Origin of the sequence: Blattabacterium cuenoti, assembly GCF_014252375.1 — a bacterium.
Taxonomy (GTDB): domain Bacteria; phylum Bacteroidota; class Bacteroidia; order Flavobacteriales; family Blattabacteriaceae; genus Blattabacterium; species Blattabacterium cuenoti_AH.
Genome location: NZ_CP059221.1, coordinates 248,291 through 265,321, shown reverse-complemented (window position 1 = coordinate 265,321; position 17,031 = coordinate 248,291). Strand labels below are relative to the sequence as shown.

At 20.4% G+C, this 17,031-nt stretch carries 16 protein-coding genes and 2 tRNA genes; 6 read left to right on the top strand and 12 right to left on the bottom strand.

Annotated elements, in window-relative coordinates:
• Complete coding sequence (locus tag H0H34_RS01320; protein WP_185873519.1) at nt 1–1,197, top strand: pyridoxal phosphate-dependent aminotransferase; 1,197 nt, start codon at nt 1–3, stop codon at nt 1,195–1,197.
• A 15-nt stretch (nt 1,198–1,212) separates the two neighbouring features.
• Here H0H34_RS01320 and H0H34_RS01315 read toward each other — a convergent pair.
• The 4 genes from H0H34_RS01315 to H0H34_RS01300 form a co-directional block, all read right to left on the bottom strand.
• Nucleotides 1,213–1,286 (bottom strand) — tRNA-His (locus H0H34_RS01315).
• A gap of 19 nt (nt 1,287–1,305) precedes the next feature.
• Nucleotides 1,306–2,385, bottom strand: a complete 1,080-nt coding sequence (locus H0H34_RS01310; RefSeq protein WP_238785466.1) for a diphosphomevalonate/mevalonate 3,5-bisphosphate decarboxylase family protein — start codon at nt 2,383–2,385, stop codon at nt 1,306–1,308.
• A gap of 9 nt (nt 2,386–2,394) precedes the next feature.
• Nucleotides 2,395–3,774, bottom strand: a complete 1,380-nt coding sequence (locus tag H0H34_RS01305; RefSeq protein WP_185873518.1) for a dicarboxylate/amino acid:cation symporter — start codon at nt 3,772–3,774, stop codon at nt 2,395–2,397.
• Nucleotides 3,775–3,824: 50 nt separating this feature from the next.
• Nucleotides 3,825–3,895 (bottom strand) — tRNA-Gln (locus tag H0H34_RS01300).
• Nucleotides 3,896–4,018: 123 nt separating this feature from the next.
• Here H0H34_RS01300 and rpsP point away from each other — a divergent pair.
• On the top strand, nt 4,019–4,357 hold the full coding sequence (gene rpsP / locus H0H34_RS01295; RefSeq protein ID WP_185873517.1) for a 30S ribosomal protein S16: 339 nt from the start codon (nt 4,019–4,021) through the stop codon (nt 4,355–4,357).
• A 3-nt stretch (nt 4,358–4,360) separates the two neighbouring features.
• On the opposite strand, the gene truB is transcribed toward rpsP, so the two are convergent.
• From truB to trmD, 4 genes are all read right to left on the bottom strand, one after another.
• Nucleotides 4,361–5,059 (bottom strand): tRNA pseudouridine(55) synthase TruB, encoded by a 699-nt coding sequence (gene truB, locus H0H34_RS01290; RefSeq protein WP_185873516.1) that lies wholly within the window; start codon nt 5,057–5,059, stop codon nt 4,361–4,363.
• Complete coding sequence (locus tag H0H34_RS01285; RefSeq protein WP_185873515.1) at nt 5,056–5,835, bottom strand: undecaprenyl-diphosphate phosphatase; 780 nt, start codon at nt 5,833–5,835, stop codon at nt 5,056–5,058. Before H0H34_RS01285 ends, truB begins: the two co-directional genes overlap by 4 nt.
• A gap of 12 nt (nt 5,836–5,847) precedes the next feature.
• Nucleotides 5,848–7,785 (bottom strand): DNA topoisomerase subunit B, encoded by a 1,938-nt coding sequence (locus tag H0H34_RS01280; protein WP_185873514.1) that lies wholly within the window; start codon nt 7,783–7,785, stop codon nt 5,848–5,850.
• Nucleotides 7,786–8,027: 242 nt separating this feature from the next.
• Nucleotides 8,028–8,696, bottom strand: a complete 669-nt coding sequence (gene trmD / locus H0H34_RS01275) for a tRNA (guanosine(37)-N1)-methyltransferase TrmD (protein WP_185873562.1) — start codon at nt 8,694–8,696, stop codon at nt 8,028–8,030.
• Between the two features lie 76 nt (nt 8,697–8,772).
• On the opposite strand from trmD, the gene der reads away from it, so the two are divergent.
• Genes der through H0H34_RS01260 form a run of 3 tightly spaced genes read left to right on the top strand, consistent with a single transcriptional unit; the run spans nt 8,773 to nt 13,029 of the window.
• Nucleotides 8,773–10,077, top strand: coding sequence for a ribosome biogenesis GTPase Der (der, locus tag H0H34_RS01270; protein WP_185873513.1), 1,305 nt, complete (start codon nt 8,773–8,775; stop codon nt 10,075–10,077).
• Nucleotides 10,078–10,093: 16 nt separating this feature from the next.
• On the top strand, nt 10,094–10,705 hold the full coding sequence (gene ruvA, locus H0H34_RS01265; RefSeq protein WP_185873512.1) for a Holliday junction branch migration protein RuvA: 612 nt from the start codon (nt 10,094–10,096) through the stop codon (nt 10,703–10,705).
• A 26-nt stretch (nt 10,706–10,731) separates the two neighbouring features.
• A complete protein-coding gene (locus H0H34_RS01260; RefSeq protein WP_185873511.1) occupies nt 10,732–13,029 on the top strand; it encodes an inorganic phosphate transporter in 2,298 nt (765 codons plus the stop codon).
• Here H0H34_RS01260 and H0H34_RS01255 read toward each other — a convergent pair.
• Both H0H34_RS01255 and H0H34_RS01250 read right to left on the bottom strand, forming a co-directional pair.
• A complete protein-coding gene (locus tag H0H34_RS01255; protein ID WP_185873510.1) occupies nt 13,026–14,018 on the bottom strand; it encodes a LuxE/PaaK family acyltransferase in 993 nt (330 codons plus the stop codon). The genes H0H34_RS01260 and H0H34_RS01255 overlap by 4 nt on opposite strands.
• 5 nt (nt 14,019–14,023) lie before the next feature.
• Nucleotides 14,024–14,542 carry a CvpA family protein gene (locus H0H34_RS01250; RefSeq protein WP_185873509.1) on the bottom strand — a complete coding sequence of 173 codons (519 nt, stop codon included), beginning with the start codon at nt 14,540–14,542 and terminating at the stop codon, nt 14,024–14,026.
• Nucleotides 14,543–14,658: 116 nt separating this feature from the next.
• Between H0H34_RS01250 and pheS the strand changes: the two genes are divergently transcribed.
• Nucleotides 14,659–15,645: a phenylalanine--tRNA ligase subunit alpha gene (pheS, locus tag H0H34_RS01245; RefSeq protein ID WP_394798901.1), complete on the top strand. Its 987-nt coding sequence runs from the start codon at nt 14,659–14,661 to the stop codon at nt 15,643–15,645.
• Here the strand turns inward: pheS and rlmB are convergent.
• Nucleotides 15,642–16,394 (bottom strand): 23S rRNA (guanosine(2251)-2'-O)-methyltransferase RlmB, encoded by a 753-nt coding sequence (gene rlmB, locus H0H34_RS01240; protein ID WP_185873507.1) that lies wholly within the window; start codon nt 16,392–16,394, stop codon nt 15,642–15,644. The genes pheS and rlmB overlap by 4 nt on opposite strands.
• Nucleotides 16,395–16,721: 327 nt before the next feature.
• Nucleotides 16,722–16,988 (bottom strand): YtxH domain-containing protein, encoded by a 267-nt coding sequence (locus H0H34_RS01235; RefSeq protein WP_185873506.1) that lies wholly within the window; start codon nt 16,986–16,988, stop codon nt 16,722–16,724.
• Between the last annotated feature and the right edge of the window lie 43 nt (nt 16,989–17,031).

Here is a 17,031-nt window from a genome sequence, read left to right as displayed (position 1 = left end):
ATGAAAAATATATTATCATGTCGTTCAAAAAATATATCATATTCACATACTATAGAAATGTCATATAAAGCTAGAAAATTAAAGAATGAAGGATATGATATAATAAATCTTAGTTTAGGAGAACCTGATTTTTTGCCTCCTAAATTTATATTAGATGCCGCTAAAAAAGCAATTGATGATGGACATCATTATTATACTCCAGTATCTGGATGCTATGATTTAAAAGAAACAATATGTAAAAAATTTTATCGTGATAATAATATAAAATACGATCCTTCTCAAATTGTAGTATCTACTGGAGCAAAACAGTCTATAATAAATGTTTTCTTATCTTTATTAAATGAAAACGATGAAGTATTAATTCCATCTCCTTATTGGGTTAGTTATGTAGAAATGGTAAAATTTTGTGATTCTAATCCAATTATTATACCAACTAGTATAGAAAATAACTTTAAAATAAATCCAAGACAAATAGAAAAATATATAACACATAAAACTAAATTATTTGTTTTAAATAATCCATGCAATCCTACAGGAAGTATTTATTCTTATAATGAATTAAAAGAATTAGTAGATATTTTTTTAAAATATCCTAAAATATTAATTCTTTCTGATGAGATATATGAATATATTAACTATATAAAAAATACTTCTACTACAAGTATTGCTTCATTTTCTGAAATATATAATCAGGTTATAACATTAAATGGTTTATCTAAGGCATTTTCAATGACAGGATGGAGAATTGGATATATTGGTGCTCCAAGTTGGATAGCAAAATCATGTGATAAAATACAAGGACAAATGACTTCTTGTCCTAATTCTATAGCACAAAGAGCTGCTATTGTAGCCATAAATGCTTCTCCATTAAGTATAAAATACATGATAAAATCTTTTGAAAATAGAAGAAATATTGTATTAGATTTAATAAAAGAAATAGATGGATTACAATTTAATAAACCTGATGGTACTTTTTACATTTTTCCAAAAATTTCAAATCTTTTTGGAAAAAAATTAAAAGGTAAAATAATTAAAAATTCGTATCAATTTTCTGAATTTTTACTTAATAAAATTCATGTATCTACTGTCGGAGGAATTGCTTTTGGAGATGATAAATATTTACGAATTTCTTATTCTTCATCAGAAAAAAATATAATAAAAGCATTTACAAGATTAAAAAATCTAATTAATAATTAAAAATAAATTTTTTTGGGTGAACGACCGGATTCGAACCGGCGACTTTCAGAACCACAATCTGATGCTCTAACCATCTGAGCTACGTTCACCATATAATAACAAATATAATTAATTCCATATACAAAAACTTTTAATTATCTTTTTACAGTAAAAAGAAAGATTGTCTTTTATCCATTTAAACACTATTTTTTTATTTATAAATGGATACAATAAATGAAGATTTGCTCCAGCATCCAAAGTAAAATATAAGTCATTATTTGTTTGTATTCTAAAATCCCAAATAGATTGAATAACGTTTATAGTATTAGGTTTTATTAGTAAATAATAAGGATTTGAAGTCATTATCATTGCGTGGAGATCTAAAGATTCTTTTTCTATAATTTTTCCAAATTCTTTTATGTCACCTAATCTTAATGCAGATATAATTCTTTCCATATTATAATTTGCATTTTTAAATCTATTTTTAGCATATGGATGTTTATTCATTAATTCATGACCTTTTGAACTTGATATATTTTTAGGTTTTTCATCTATTATTAAAATAGTATTTTCTATTTTCTTAAAAATTTTATGTACAGTATATGGATATGGAATAGAATAAAGATTACTACTTCCTTTTATTAATTTATGAATTCCCCAAATAGAAAGTCCTGGATAAATTGATCTACAAGCGCTACCAGAACCTAATCTTGCTAAAAATGATGCTTTTCTTAAAAAGAAATATTTTGTTAAAAAAGATATCTTTTTTTCTATTTCCATAATACATAAAGCTATAGAACTCATAGAGGATGAAGATGATCCTATACCACTACTATGAGGAAAATTATTATAAGTTTCTATAATAAAATTAAAATTTTTTAAATAAGGACAATAAATAAAAATTTTTTCAAAAAAATTTTTTATTCTTAAATAAAAAAAATGATTTTTTACACCACAGAAAAAAAATTTAATAGAAGGATTATTATTTTTTTTATTAACTTCATAAGTTAATTTAGTTTTAGTATAAATATTTTTCAACATGTAACTTATAGAAGAATTATAAGGAATTTGTTCTAAATTTTTTTTTTTACCCCAATATTTTATTAAAGCGATATTTGGATAACCATTTTTTTCAATTATTCCTTTTTTTTCTATTTCTAGAATAGAATTATTATTTTTATAAATAAAATCGTTATCATTAAAATTCAAAATAAACCACTAATCTTTTTTAGTATAATCTAACATCTTTTTATCATCTAGTTCTCCTTCAGAACGGGCTATAACACAACTAGCCAAACCATTCCCTATTACATTTACAGTAGTTCTAGCCATATCCATTAATTCATCAATTCCTATTATAGCTAATATTGGCCAATTTGGTAATCCAAAAGAGGCTACTGTTGCCAATAGTATAACTAAAGAAGCTCTAGGAACACCAGCTACTCCTTTACTAGTTAAAATTAATGTTAAACCAATAAATATTTGTTGACTAAAACTTAAGTTAATTCCAGAAGCTTGTGCTACAAAAACAGTAGCTAGAGATAAATAAAGAGTTGTACCATCTAAGTTAAAGCTATATCCAGTTGGTATAACAAATGCTACTATTTTTTTTGGGACACCTAACTTTTCTAAGTTTTCCATTAGTAATGGTAAAGCTGATTCAGAGCTTGTAGTGGCAAAAGCTAATGAAACTGGTTCAGCTAATGCTTTAATAAATCCTTTTAATGGTACTTTTATCCATCTAAGAATAGGTAGTAAAACTACTATTAAAAATATAAATAATGCAAAATATAAAGTTAATAATAATTTCAATAAATTATATAAAATATCTAACCCCATATTTCCTATTGTGTAAGCAATAGCAGCTCCAACACCTATAGGTGCAAAATACATAATTATTTTAGTGAATTTAAACATTATTTCTGATAAACTTTCTGCAAAAGAAAGAATAATCTTTCTTTTTTGTTTTTCTATAAAAATCATAGATATTCCAAATATTACTGAAAATACTACAATTGGTAAAACATCTCCATGATATATAGATTTTACAAAATTTTCAGGAAAAATATGTAGAATTATTTCTTGCCAAGTTCTACTTTCAATTTTTGGTAATTGTTGTTCAGTTATACCTGTAGGAATAATTATTCCTACTCCAGCTTTAGATAAATTTATTGCAATAAGTCCAATAAATAATGCTAAAGTAGTAACTACTTCAAAATATAGTAAGGATTTCCACCCCATACTTCCTAATTGTTTAATATTGGAATGACTAGCAATACCTACAACTAAAGTTGAAAATAATATTGGAGCAATTATTGTTTTTATTAATCTTAAAAATATTTGAGATAAAAATCTTAATTGTATTGCTACTTTAGGGAAGTCTATTCCTATTTCTATTCCTATAATAATAGATAATAAAATCCAAGTAGTTAAATCTTTTTTTAGTAAAGTATATAATAATAATATAGATATAACAAAGTATCTTAATCCACATAAAATAAATTTATTTATTCCTAAAAAAGATTTAAATAAATGAAGTACTATATAAATTATAACGCTTAAAAAAGCTATAAGTAAAATTTTATCTTTTATTTTCATTTTAATTAAAAAAATAATTTTTTTAAAGGTTAAAATCCTAAAAATGGTAACAGACCCGTAGGGATTCGAACCCTAACTTACAGAACCAAAATCTGCTGTGCTACCGTTACACAACGGGTCTAAATAATAAATAAAATAATACATAAATAATGTAAATATATATTATTTTTTTTCAAGAACATTATATTTTTATTTAAAAAAATATCATATTTTATATATAGATTAAAAAAAGTTAGTAATTAAAATGGTTAAAATGCGTTTAAAAAGAGTTGGAAAAAAACATAAACCAATTTATCATATAGTAGTATCAGACTCTCGTTCTCCAAGAGATGGGAAATTTATTGAAAAATTAGGAATTTATAATCCTAATACAAATCCTCCAATTATTTTTATAAAAATTGAAAAATCAATTTCATGGATAAATAAAGGTGCACAACCTACAAAAACTGTAAAATCACTTTTATATAAAAGTGGAGTTATATATAAAAAGTATTTGATAAATGGAATAAAAAAAGGAATTTTGACTAAAGAAGAATCTAATGAAAAATTTAATAAATGGTACAAAAAAAATAATTATTCTTAGTTTCTAGGGAATATAACATGAAAACTTATTGGATAATTCATTAATTTTATTTGATCTAAAATTTATATAAAAGTTACCTATACTTTCTCTTCTTAAAGATAATAAATATGCTTTACTTTTTAGTAAAAATCCTAAATCTTTAGCTACTGATCTTATATAAGTACCTTTACCACATTCTATAAAAAATTTCAAATATGGCATCCATATATTTAATATATCAAACTTATAAATTGTTATTTTTCTAGGTAATAATTCTATCTTTTCTTTATTTCTAGCATATTTGTAAAATCTTTTTCCATTTTTTTTTAATGCAGAAAAATAAGGAGGAACTTGATTTATATTTCCTACTAATTTTTTTGATGTATTATAAACTAATTTTGTAGTAATATGAGAAATAGAAGAAAAATTTATTTCTTCAGTTTCTGAATCTAAAGAAATTGTTTCACATCCTAATTTTATTATTCCAGTATATGATTTTTTATAATTATGAAAAATATTTGTCTTTTTAGTTGCATCACCAATCATAATAATTAATAAACCTGTTGCTAATGGATCTAAAGTACCAGAATGTCCTATTTTTATATTTTTTTTAATTTTTTTTATTATAAAATTTTTTATTGTTTTTACTACTTTAAAAGAACTCCATCCCCATGGCTTATCTACTATTAATATTTTTCCGTTTAATAAATTAAAATTAATCATTGTATATAATATATAAAAATAAATAAAGATCCAATGATAATTCTATAATAACCAAATAATTTGAAATCATTATTTTTTAAATATTTCATAAAATATTTAATTGATATCATAGATGTTATAAATGCAGAAATATTTCCTATTAAAATTGATATTATATTATTATTAATAAATAAATTTGATTCCATATAAAAATCAAAATTTTTTTTAAAAAAAGCAATAATAATAATGGGAATAGATAAAAAAAATGAAAATTCAATAGATTCTTTTCTATCTATATTTTGTAATAATCCTGAAACAATAGTAGTTCCACTTCTGGATATTCCTGGTATTAAAGATATACATTGACATAGTCCAATTATAAATGCTCTATAATACGTAATATGATTCCTTTTTTTATATATATTTTTTTTATAAAAATTTTCTGATTTTAGGATGATTAATCCTCCTAAAAACATAGATAAAGATACTAAAAAAGGATTTTTTAATAAAAAATATATTTTTTTATATAAGATTAATCCAAAAATTCCTACTGGAAAATTTGCAATTATTATTTTAATATAAAAGCTAAACTTTTGAAAAAAAATTTTTTTTCTATATAAAAATATTATTGATAAAATAGATCCAAGTTGTACTGAAACAATATATAAATTAATAATATCATTATTTAATATTTTCATTATATAAGCAATAAGTATCATATGCCCAGTAGAAGATATTGGAAAAAACTCCGTAATACCTTCAATAATACCTAAAACTACAGATTGTACATAATTCATTTAATATAAAGATTATACATCTATTTTTGCAAATATAGAATTTTGTTCTATAAAAATTCTACGTGGAGGGACATCATCTCCCATAAGAATAGAAAATATATTATCTGCATTTGAATGATTTTCAATATTTATTTTACGAAGAGTCCTATTTTTTGGATTCATTGTAGTTTCCCATAATTGTTCTGCATTCATCTCTCCTAAACCTTTATAACGTTGTATTATTACATATTTTTTACCTCCCAATTTATTAATAATAGATTCTCTTTCTTCATCATTCCATGCATATCTATAATAATACTTTTTTCGTATTAAGTAAAGTGGTGGATTCGCTACATAAACATATCCATGTTCTATTAATGGTTTCATATATCGAAAAAATAACGTTAATATTAATGTAGATATATGACTACCATCTACATCTGCATCAGTCATTATAATTATTTTATTATATCTTAATTTTTCTATATTAATTGATTTATCATTCATATTTATAGTAATTCCTAAAGAAGTAAATATATTTTTTATTTCTTCATTTTCGAATATTTTATATGGTATAGATTTTTCTACATTTAATATTTTTCCACGTAATGGTAATATAGCTTGAAATTTTCTATCCCTACCTTGTTTAGCAGTACCACCTGCAGAATCTCCTTCTACTAAATAAAGTTCACAATGTTTTGGATCATTTAAAGAACAATCAGCCAATTTTCCAGGTAATACTCCAATATTTATTATTGGATTTTGTTTCTGTATTAATTCACGAGCTTTTTTTGCTGCTTGGCGAGATTTAGCTGATAAAATTATTTTTTCTATGATTTTTTTTCTATCATTGGGATTTTCTTCCAAATAATTACTAAATTTTTCTCCAATTATTTTATCTACTATACCTCCTACTTCATGATTACTTAATTTTGTTTTTGTCTGACCTTCAAATTGTGGATTCATGATTTTAACAGATATAATTGCAATAATACCTTCTCTAAAATCATCTCCTATAAATTCTAATTTATCTTTATAATTTAAAAATTTATCTTCATCTATATATTTTTTAAAGGCTCTAGTAACAGCTCTTCTGAAACCTGATACATGAGTTCCACCTTCATGAGTATTTATATTATTTACATAGGAATAAATCCTTTCTTTAAAGGAATTATTAAATGAAATAACTGCTTCTATTGAAATATCTTTTTTTTCTACATTAATAAATAAATAATTTTCAATTAATAGAATATGATTTTTGTTTAAAATTTTAATATAATCTAAAATTCCATTTTTTGAAAAAAAATATTTTTTAACATTATTATTTTCATTTTTTAAAAATAAATGTAACTCTTTATTAAGGTAAGATAATTCATTTAAACGATTAACTAATATTTTATGATCATATGTTATAGATTTAAAAATAGAACTATCAGCTAAATAATTAATTTTAGTTCCTTTCATATTAGTATCTCCAAGACATTTTATAGGATATATTGGTTTACCTTTAGAATATTCTTGCTGATAAATTTTTCCATTACGATATACAGTTACTATTAAAATATTTGATAAAGCATTAACACAAGATAGCCCAACACCATGTAAACCTCCAGAAACTTTATATGAATTTTTATCAAATTTACCACCTGCACCAATTTTAGTCATAACAACTTCAAGTGCTGATATTTTTTCTTTTTTATGTATTTCTACTGGAATTCCACGTCCATTATCAGATACAGTTATAAATCCATTTTTATGTATAGTTACCCATATTTTATCGCAAAATCCTGCTAATGATTCATCTACAGAGTTATCTATTACTTCATATACTAGATGATGAAGGCCTCTAGTACCTAGATCACCTATATACATAGATGGTCTCATTCTTACATGTTCTATACCTTCTAATGATTGTATGCTATCTGCAGTATAATTTATTGACCTAAATTTAAGATTATCTTTTTTTTTCATAAAAAAAAATTTTATTTGATTTATACTTTTTATTAAATATTTAAATATAAAAGTTTAAAATTTTACTTTATATAACATATAATTTATCATTTGTTAATATTAATATTTTTTTTATATAATGTATTGGTATTATTTATATACATGTACATGTAAATAAGTTTATTTAAAATAACTTAAATTATAATGTATTATGTAATAAAATTTATATTTTGTATGAAAAAAAAGAAAAAATTATATTGTTTCTAAATATCTAATTTTCTATTTATAGATTTTGAAGATTTTTTTAAAAACCAATCATTTATTTTTTTATGATGTCCAGACAATAATACACTTGGCACTTTCCATTTTTTATATTTACATGGTCTAGTATAAACAGGTGGAGATATAAAATAAGATTTTTCTTGAAAAGAATCTGTTAATATGGATTTTTTATTAATTATTCCAGGTATTAACCTAACCATAGATTCTATAACAACAGCTGCAGCTAATTCTCCTCCAGATAATATATATTTACCAATAGATAATTCTTTAGAAATTAAATTATCTCTAATTCTTTGATCGATTCCTTTATAACGTCCACAAAGAATAATAATATTTTTTTTTGAAGATAAATAGTTTGCATATTTTTGTGAATGTAAATCTCCATCAGGAGTCATAAATATAATTTCATCATAATTACGATTAGACATTAGCATTGAAAAACATTTATATACAGGTTCAATTCTAATTACCATTCCATTTCCACCTCCATATGGATAATCATCTATTTTTTTTCTTTTTCCTAATCCATAATCTCTTAAATTATGAATATTTATATTTATTAATTTGTGATTAATAGCTTTTTTAATAATTGAATTAGAAAATGGACTATAAAATATATCAGGGAATATACTAACAATATCTATTCTTATCATATCATAATTTTATATTTAATATAATGAAACTAATAAAAAAAATATAAATTTGTAAATAATTTTTCAGTATGATATGAACTTTACTGTATCTATTATAGGGAGTCCAAATGTAGGAAAATCCACTTTATTTAACAGATTTATAGGTAAAAAAAAGTCTGTTGTTCATAAAAATAGTGGAATAACTAGAGATAGAATTTATGGATATTCAGAATGGAATGGTATATATTTTTCTGTAATAGATACTGGAGGATTTACTTTATCCTCTAATGATAATTTAAAAAAAAAAGTAAATAATAAAATATTTCAATCAATTAAAGAATCCAGTATATTATTGTTTTTAGTTGATATAACAAAAGGATTGTTAAATACGGATATAGAATTATCTAATATTATTAGAAAATATGAAAGAAAAGTTTTTCTTGTAATTAATAAAGTTGATTGTGGATTATTAAATTATGGTTCAGATTTTTTCAAATTAGGATTTAATCATTATTATTATATATCTGCTATAAACGGAAGGGGTACTGGAGATTTATTAGACGAAATAATAAAAATATTAATTAAAAATAAAATTGATAATAAATTAATAAAATATGAATCTATATCAAAAATATCAATAATTGGACGTCCTAATGTAGGAAAATCTACTTTAATAAATTCATTTTTAAATAAAAATCATCATATTGTAACAGATACACCCGGTACTACAAGAGATAGTTTAGACATTTTTTATGAAAAATTTGGATATAAATGTATTTTAATAGATACACCTGGAATAAGAAAAAAATCAAAGATAAATAATGATATTGAATTTTATTCAACAACAAGAACAATAAAAACTATAAAAGAATCAGATATTTGTTTATTAATGATAGACGCATCTTTAGGATGGAAAAAACAAGATATTAATCTTTTTAAGATTATAGAAATATACAAAAAGGGGATTATTATACTTGTAAATAAATGTGATTTATTTAAAATAAATAAGGAAAAATTTATTAAAAATAAAATTTATCCATTTGATGTCCCTATTTTATTTATATCAGCTAAAAAAAAATATAATATACAAAATATTATTCCTGTAACTTTTAAAGTTATAACATATATCAAAAAAAAATTAAAAACTAATATTTTAAATAAAATTATGTTACCAATTATAAAAAAAAATCCACATCCATCTGTAAAAATTAATAATAAGATTAGATTTATAACTATTAAATATTGCATTCAATTACCTTTATCTCCACCAAAATTTATATTTTTTTCCAATTTTCCTAAAAAGATTAAAGAATTTTATAGAAAATTTATAGAAAATAAAATTCGTCATTATTTCAATTTTAAGGGAGTTCCAATACAAATATTTTTTAGAAAAAAATAAATTATATAATTTTGTTGTGATAACTCATTTAAGGGGGAAATTAATAGAAAAAAATAATCGTTATCTAATAATAGATTGTTCTGGTATAGGATATTATTTAAATATATCTTTATATACTAATTCATTGTTATCAAATAAAAAAGGAGAAAATATATGTATTTATACTTATTTATTGATAAAAGAAAATGAACATATTTTATACGGATTTTTTGATAAAATAGAAAGAAAAATTTTTATAGATTTAATATCTGTAAATGGAATAGGACCTAATTTAGCTATAATATTATTATCTTCTCTTAATCCATATAAAATAATAGAATCAATATATAGAGAAAACATAAACGTTTTTAATGAAATTAAAGGAATTGGGAAAAAAATAGCTCATAAAATTATTATTGAGTTAAAAGATAAAATATGTAAAAAATATAATAAAGGAAAAAATTTAAATTTTAATGAAGAAAATTTAAATTTTTCTTTAAAAAAAGAAACTTTAAAAGTTTTAAGTACATTGGGTTTTAATGATAAAAATAATAATATAATATTAAATAATATTTTAAACAAAAATCCAAATTTTTCAGTAGAAAGTTTGGTAAAAGAATTTATCAAAATTATGAATAAAAATACTTGAATTTATAAAAAAATTATTAAAAATATATGGAATTTTTTTATCCATTAGTTATAATTATTTTATTTATTTTATCTATATTCGATTTAATTATAGGATTGATTAATGATGCAGTAAATTTTTTAAATTCTTCTATTGGATCTAAAGTCGCTACTCGAAATACAATCATGATATTTGCTAGTTTAGGAATTATTTCTGGAGCATTTTTATCTAGTGGAATGATGGAAGTAGCAAGAAAAGGTGTTTTTGATCCATCTTATTTTTATTTTTCAGATGTTATACTTATTTTTTTGTCAGTAATGATATCTGATATTATTATATTAGATATATTTAATACTTTAGGATTACCTACTTCTACTACTGTATCCATGGTTTTTTGTCTATTAGGTGGATCTTTTAGTATTGCAATTATAAAAATTTTATTAAAAAACGAATCTTTTTATTTTATTTCTAAATATATTAAAACAGAAAAAGCATTAGAAATTAGTTTAGGAATTTTTTTATCTATTATAATATCTTTTTTTTCAGGTACATTTATTCATTATTTCGTTCGTCTTTTATTTAGTTTCAATTATAAAAATAAATTAAAAAGTGTAGGAGTTATATGGTCAGCAATATCGTTAAGCAGTATGACATACTTTTTAATTGTTAAAGGATTATATAGTTATACTCTAGGTGTAGACACAAATATAATTAATGGATTTTATTTTTATATTAAAAATTTAATTAATTGGATTAATGATAATTTTTTAACATTTATAATGTATCTAATACTTATATGGACTATTATAGTAAAAATATATATTTCTATAGGTTATAATATTCTAAGATTTGTAGTATTATATGGAACATTTGCATTAGCAATGGCATTCTCTGGGAATGATTTAGTAAATTTTATAGGAATTTCAATAGCTGGTGTACAATCATATAATATATGGGAAAGAAAAGGATGTCCATCAGCAGAAATATTTGAAATGAAAGACTTATCTAGTAATAATGTAAAAGTCCCATCTTTAATTTTAATAATTTCTGCTTTAATAATGATATTAACACTTTGGTTTTCAAAAAAAACTAGAAATATTACAAATACTGAAATTAATTTAAGTAGGCAAAATAATGGCCCCGAAAAATTTTTATCAAATTCATTATCAAGATTTATTGTTAGATTTTTTTTATTTTTTAGTGAAAAAATAAAAAAAATTTTTCCAAAAAGAATATTACTAATAACGGAAAAAAATTTTAAAAAAAATAATATAGAAACAGAAAATAATGTAGCTTTTGATTTAGTTAGAGCTTCTTCAAATTTAACTATATCTAGTATATTAATATCTATAGCAACTATTCAAAAATTGCCTCTTTCCACAACTTTTGTAACATTTATGGTGTCTATGGGAACTTCTTTAGCTGATAGAGCTTGGGACAGAGAAAGTGCTGTTTATAGAGTATCTGGGGTTTTAAATGTTATAAGAGGATGGTTATTAACAGGATTTTTTGCTTTTACTATGTCAGGTATAATTTCATTATTTTTATATTTTTTTAAGATTTGGTTTCTTTTATTCCTATTTTTTATTATAGGAATAATAATATATAAAAATTATAAAAATTTTTCTGAAATACAAATTAAAAATCTTGAAAAAGATAGATTTTTAGTAGAAATATCTAAAATAAATATTGATAATTTTTTAAAAAAAATCAATATTTTACTAGAACCTAAAATATCTTCTATAAGAGATATTTATGTAAATTTTATATATGGAATTTGCCAGTGGGATATAAAAATAATAAAAAATAATAGAAATAATTTTTTAAAATTAAAAAAAAATTTTATAGAAATAGATAATTCATTAATTAAAGTATTAGAAAAAACAAATAAAATTAATCCAATTATTGGAATTTTCTATTTTAATATGTACAATACAATTAAAGAAATTATAGATAATATAGATATTATTAATAACAGTACATTTCTTCATTTTATTAACAGTCATAAACCATTAAAAAATAAACAAAAAAAAAATATTTTAAAACTTAAATGCCAAATAAACAGTTATTTTTGTATAATAAAAAAAATAATTAATGATAATAATTATGAAAATATAATTTTTTTATCAAAAAAAATACATATAGAAATAATTAAAAATATAAAAGATCAAATTGATCAACAGTTAATAGGAATTATTAAATATAATTATGGAAAAAAAAATACGTTTTTAATGTTATGTATACTTTCTGAATCAAGAAAAATATCAGAACGTATGAATAATATTATAATATTGTATTATGATATGAGATCTAACTTAAATAAGTATGATAAAAAAATTTTTTAAAAAATCATAGTATTACATCCTCTTAAATCTGAATAATCTATTCGACCTAATACTTTAAATTCATATTTATTTATTTTTAAACCTATATCTTCAGTAGATATAAAAGGACATGAAAGATAATTAGATAAATCAATAATATTTATACCACCTATTACTTTATTTTTTTTTATATTAAAAAAAGGATCTTCTATATCTCTTATATATATATTCATCCACGGAGGACATCTAAAAACCCCCATTTTTTTTGAATATGCCTGAGAAAGAATTTCAGTCATTCCATACTCAGAATGAATATTTTTTACTGAAAAAAAATTTTTTAAAATATAATGTAACTCTTCTCTTATTATTTCTTCTCTTTTACCTTTCATACCTCCAGTTTCCATAACAATTATATTTTTTTTTTTATAAAAAATGTTATATTTAAATTTTTCTATAAAATCTAATAAAGAATAACTTAATCCAAAAATTAAAATATTCTTATAATAGTTATTTTCAATTATCTCATTATTAAATTTATTATACGGATATAAAATAAATTGACTTCCATTTTTGTAGGTTTTATTTATAAAATAATTAATCATATAAATTAATGATGAATCTTTTTTATAAAAAGGAAAAATTCCTAAAAATAAAAAATTTTTTATTGGTCCATAAAATAATTCGAATCCATTTTTTATGCTATTAATATAAATATTTATATCATTTATATAATGTTTACTTCTTTTACCTGTAGTTCCACTGCTAATGAATTTTATATCAGGTTTATTTTTATTTTTATTTTTTATATATATTAAATTTGTTTTAAATAAAGATATTGGTAAAAAAGGTATATCATCAATTTTTTCAATTTTTCTAATATTTATTTTTAATAATTTTATATAATTATTATATACTTTATTATTTTTCATATGAAAATAAAACATTTCAAATGCTATTTTTTCAAAATCTTTTTTGGATTGTATAGAAAATATTTTTTTTTTTAAAAACATAATAATTATTTAAAGTAAAATTTTAATATTTGATTTATTTGATCAAATAAAAATTTAAATTGTAATTCTTTTTTGTATAAAAATATTTCTAATTTTTTTTCTAGATAACTTTGAAAAAATTCATCATTAGTAAACTTTATTACTTGATTAATTCTTTTTATGAAAAATAAAAATATAGATATATATAAAAAATATTTAATTATACCTAACATCATACCCCCCAATTTATCAATTGGTTTAATACATGTAATTGTAATAATATGTTTTATTAATTTATTTAATATATAAACAAAAAAAATTGTAGAAATTATTGAAATTGTTATTGAAGATAATGTTAATAAATATATTTTATCATTTATATAATTATATAATATATTTCTGTATATAATAAAAATATTATAGCCTTTATATATTAATATAATAAATGTAGTAGGAAAAAAAAATTGTGATATTAATCCATTTTTATATCCATATAATCCTCCACATATAGTTAATATTAATATAATAATATCTAATGAAGTCATATTAATAGTATTTTTGATTTATAAATTATAAAAATAATAATCATAACATAAATGCAATAAATAATTAGATAAATATATCTTTTTTAAAAAAATAAAAAGTAATTAAAAAATTCATAATAATGAATAATATTAAAACTATTAAAAAAATAATAAATGATATAAAATATTTTAATCCAAAAAAAATAGATGATATAAAAAAATTTAAAATTAAATTTTTAGGAAAAAAACAAGGAATTATAACATCTTTAATAAATAAATTAAAATATATTCCTATTTATGAAAGAAAAGATATAGGAATGATTTTAAATAAATTAAAAAATGAAGTTAAAGAAAAAATTAGAAAAAGTTATATTAAAATACAGGATTTAAATATAAATAAATTTGATACAACAATTCCTGGAAAATCTATAGAAATTGGATCCATACATCCAATATCTATTATAAAAAATAAAATAATAAAGATACTTTATTCTATTGGATTTTGTTATGTAGATGGAAATGAAATAGAAGATGATTGGCATAATTTTACTGCTTTAAATATTCCTGTACTACATCCATCTAGAGATATGCAAGATACATTTTTTATATGTAAAGATCCAGATTTATTATTGCGTACACATACATCATCTGTACAAATAAGATATATGAAGAAAAATAATCCCCCTTTTAAAATTTTTTCCATAGGAAAAGTATATAGAAATGAAACAGTTTCATCTAATTCAAATTATATGTTTCATCAGGTTGAAGCATTTTATGTAAATAAAAACGTTTCTTTTTATAATTTGAAAAAAACTATTGAATATATAATAAATTTATTATTTGGTAAAATAAAAGTAAGATTTAGACTTTCTTATTTTCCATTTACTGAACCTAGTGCAGAAGTAGATATACTTTATGATAATAAATGGTTAGAAATAATGGGATGTGGAATTATAGATCCAAAAGTATTAAAAAATGTAAATATAGATTATGATATGTATACTGGTTTTGCATTAGGACTAGGAATAGAACGTTTAGCTATGATAATTTATAAAATTAAAGACATTAGAATTTTTTTTAATAATGATATTTGTTTTTTAAATCAATTTACAAGTGTATTTTAATTTTTTTTACAAAAGTGTCTTTGTCTAAAAATTTCATATAAAATAATACCACAAGCTACAGATACATTTAATGTTATAATGTTTTTTTTCATAGATGGAATTCTTATTCTTTTATGAGAAGAAATTAAATATTTATTAGATATTCCATTTTTTTCATTTCCTAAAATTAACGCAATAGGACCCAATAAACTAATATTACACCAATCTAAATTAGATTTTTCTGTTGAAGAAATTATTTTAAATCCATTATCAATTAAAAATTTTATAGTATTATCTAAATTATTTTCTTTACATATTGGTATTTCAAATAAACTTCCTGAAGAAGTTTTTATTGAATCAGATCCTATTTCAGCAGTATTTTTATTAGGAATAATAATAGCATCAGCACCTGCACATACAGATGTTCTTATAATAGAACCAAAATTTCTTACATCTGTAACTCTATCTAAAATAACTAAAATTGGATCTTTTTTTTTTTTTTTTAAAAAAGGTAATAAGTTTTTTATTTTAAATACTTTTATATGAGAAATATAAGCAAAAACACCTTGATGATTTTTATTTTTTAAAAAAGGAAAATCTGTAATTTTTACAATTATATTTGGTATATTTTTTTTTTTAGAAAGATTAATTAATTTTATATATGAAGAAGACAATTGTTTAATTTCTTTAACAATAAATATTTTTTTTAATTTTTTTCCACATTCAATTGCACCTATCAAGGAATGTATTCCATAAATAATATTTTTCATAATTGTTTTATATTTTTTTTTATAGATTTTTTTATAAAATTTTTTATAAAAATTCGTATACTATTCCTAAACAATAAGAAAATTAAAATTAAAATAAATAAAAATAATATTGTTACTATACTAAATCCAATAAAATAATTTCCAACATAAATAGATAAAAAAAAACATAAGGATATTATACTAAGAAATATAATTATGCTGCAAAATATCATCATATAAATATTTATTAATATTTCAGTTGCTATAAAAACAAATATTTTAAAAAATTTATTTTTTAGAATATTAAGTTTTTCACAAAAAAATCTTTTTATAATATATAACATTGTATCAAGTTCCTAATTCATTCTCTATTTTATCTATTTTATTATTTTTGTCTTTTTTCCATTTTATTTCAAAATCTGATTTTATTTCATTTATTTTTTTTCCAATTTTTTTTTTCATTTTTTGTAAATTTTCTTTTAAATTTTCAGTTTTTTTATTTATAATATTTTTAACTTTGCTTTCTTTTTTTGTTGGATAAAACATAATTCCCATTGCTAATCCAGTTATTGTACCAATAATCATTCCAATAAAAAAATTTCCTACTTTTTTCATAAAAAAAATTTTATATTTAATAAATTTAATAATTATTTATAAA

What these genes read in the sequence shown, in the direction of transcription:
- H0H34_RS01250 (WP_185873509.1), bottom strand. Translation starts at nt 14,542, where the DNA reads ATGACTTCATTAGATATTATTATATTAATATTAACTATATGTGGAGGA.
- H0H34_RS01255 (WP_185873510.1), bottom strand. Translation starts at nt 14,018, where the DNA reads ATGTTTTTAAAAAAAAAAATATTTTCTATACAATCCAAAAAAGATTTT.
- H0H34_RS01305 (WP_185873518.1), bottom strand. Translation starts at nt 3,774, where the DNA reads ATGAAAATAAAAGATAAAATTTTACTTATAGCTTTTTTAAGCGTTATA.
- rlmB (WP_185873507.1), bottom strand. Translation starts at nt 16,394, where the DNA reads ATGAAAAATATTATTTATGGAATACATTCCTTGATAGGTGCAATTGAA.
- H0H34_RS01280 (WP_185873514.1), bottom strand. Translation starts at nt 7,785, where the DNA reads ATGAAAAAAAAAGATAATCTTAAATTTAGGTCAATAAATTATACTGCA.
- rpsP (WP_185873517.1), top strand. Translation starts at nt 4,019, where the DNA reads ATGGTTAAAATGCGTTTAAAAAGAGTTGGAAAAAAACATAAACCAATT.
- H0H34_RS01320 (WP_185873519.1), top strand. Translation starts at nt 1, where the DNA reads ATGAAAAATATATTATCATGTCGTTCAAAAAATATATCATATTCACAT.
- truB (WP_185873516.1), bottom strand. Translation starts at nt 5,059, where the DNA reads ATGATTAATTTTAATTTATTAAACGGAAAAATATTAATAGTAGATAAG.
- H0H34_RS01285 (WP_185873515.1), bottom strand. Translation starts at nt 5,835, where the DNA reads ATGAATTATGTACAATCTGTAGTTTTAGGTATTATTGAAGGTATTACG.
- der (WP_185873513.1), top strand. Translation starts at nt 8,773, where the DNA reads ATGAACTTTACTGTATCTATTATAGGGAGTCCAAATGTAGGAAAATCC.
- H0H34_RS01260 (WP_185873511.1), top strand. Translation starts at nt 10,732, where the DNA reads ATGGAATTTTTTTATCCATTAGTTATAATTATTTTATTTATTTTATCT.
- H0H34_RS01235 (WP_185873506.1), bottom strand. Translation starts at nt 16,988, where the DNA reads ATGAAAAAAGTAGGAAATTTTTTTATTGGAATGATTATTGGTACAATA.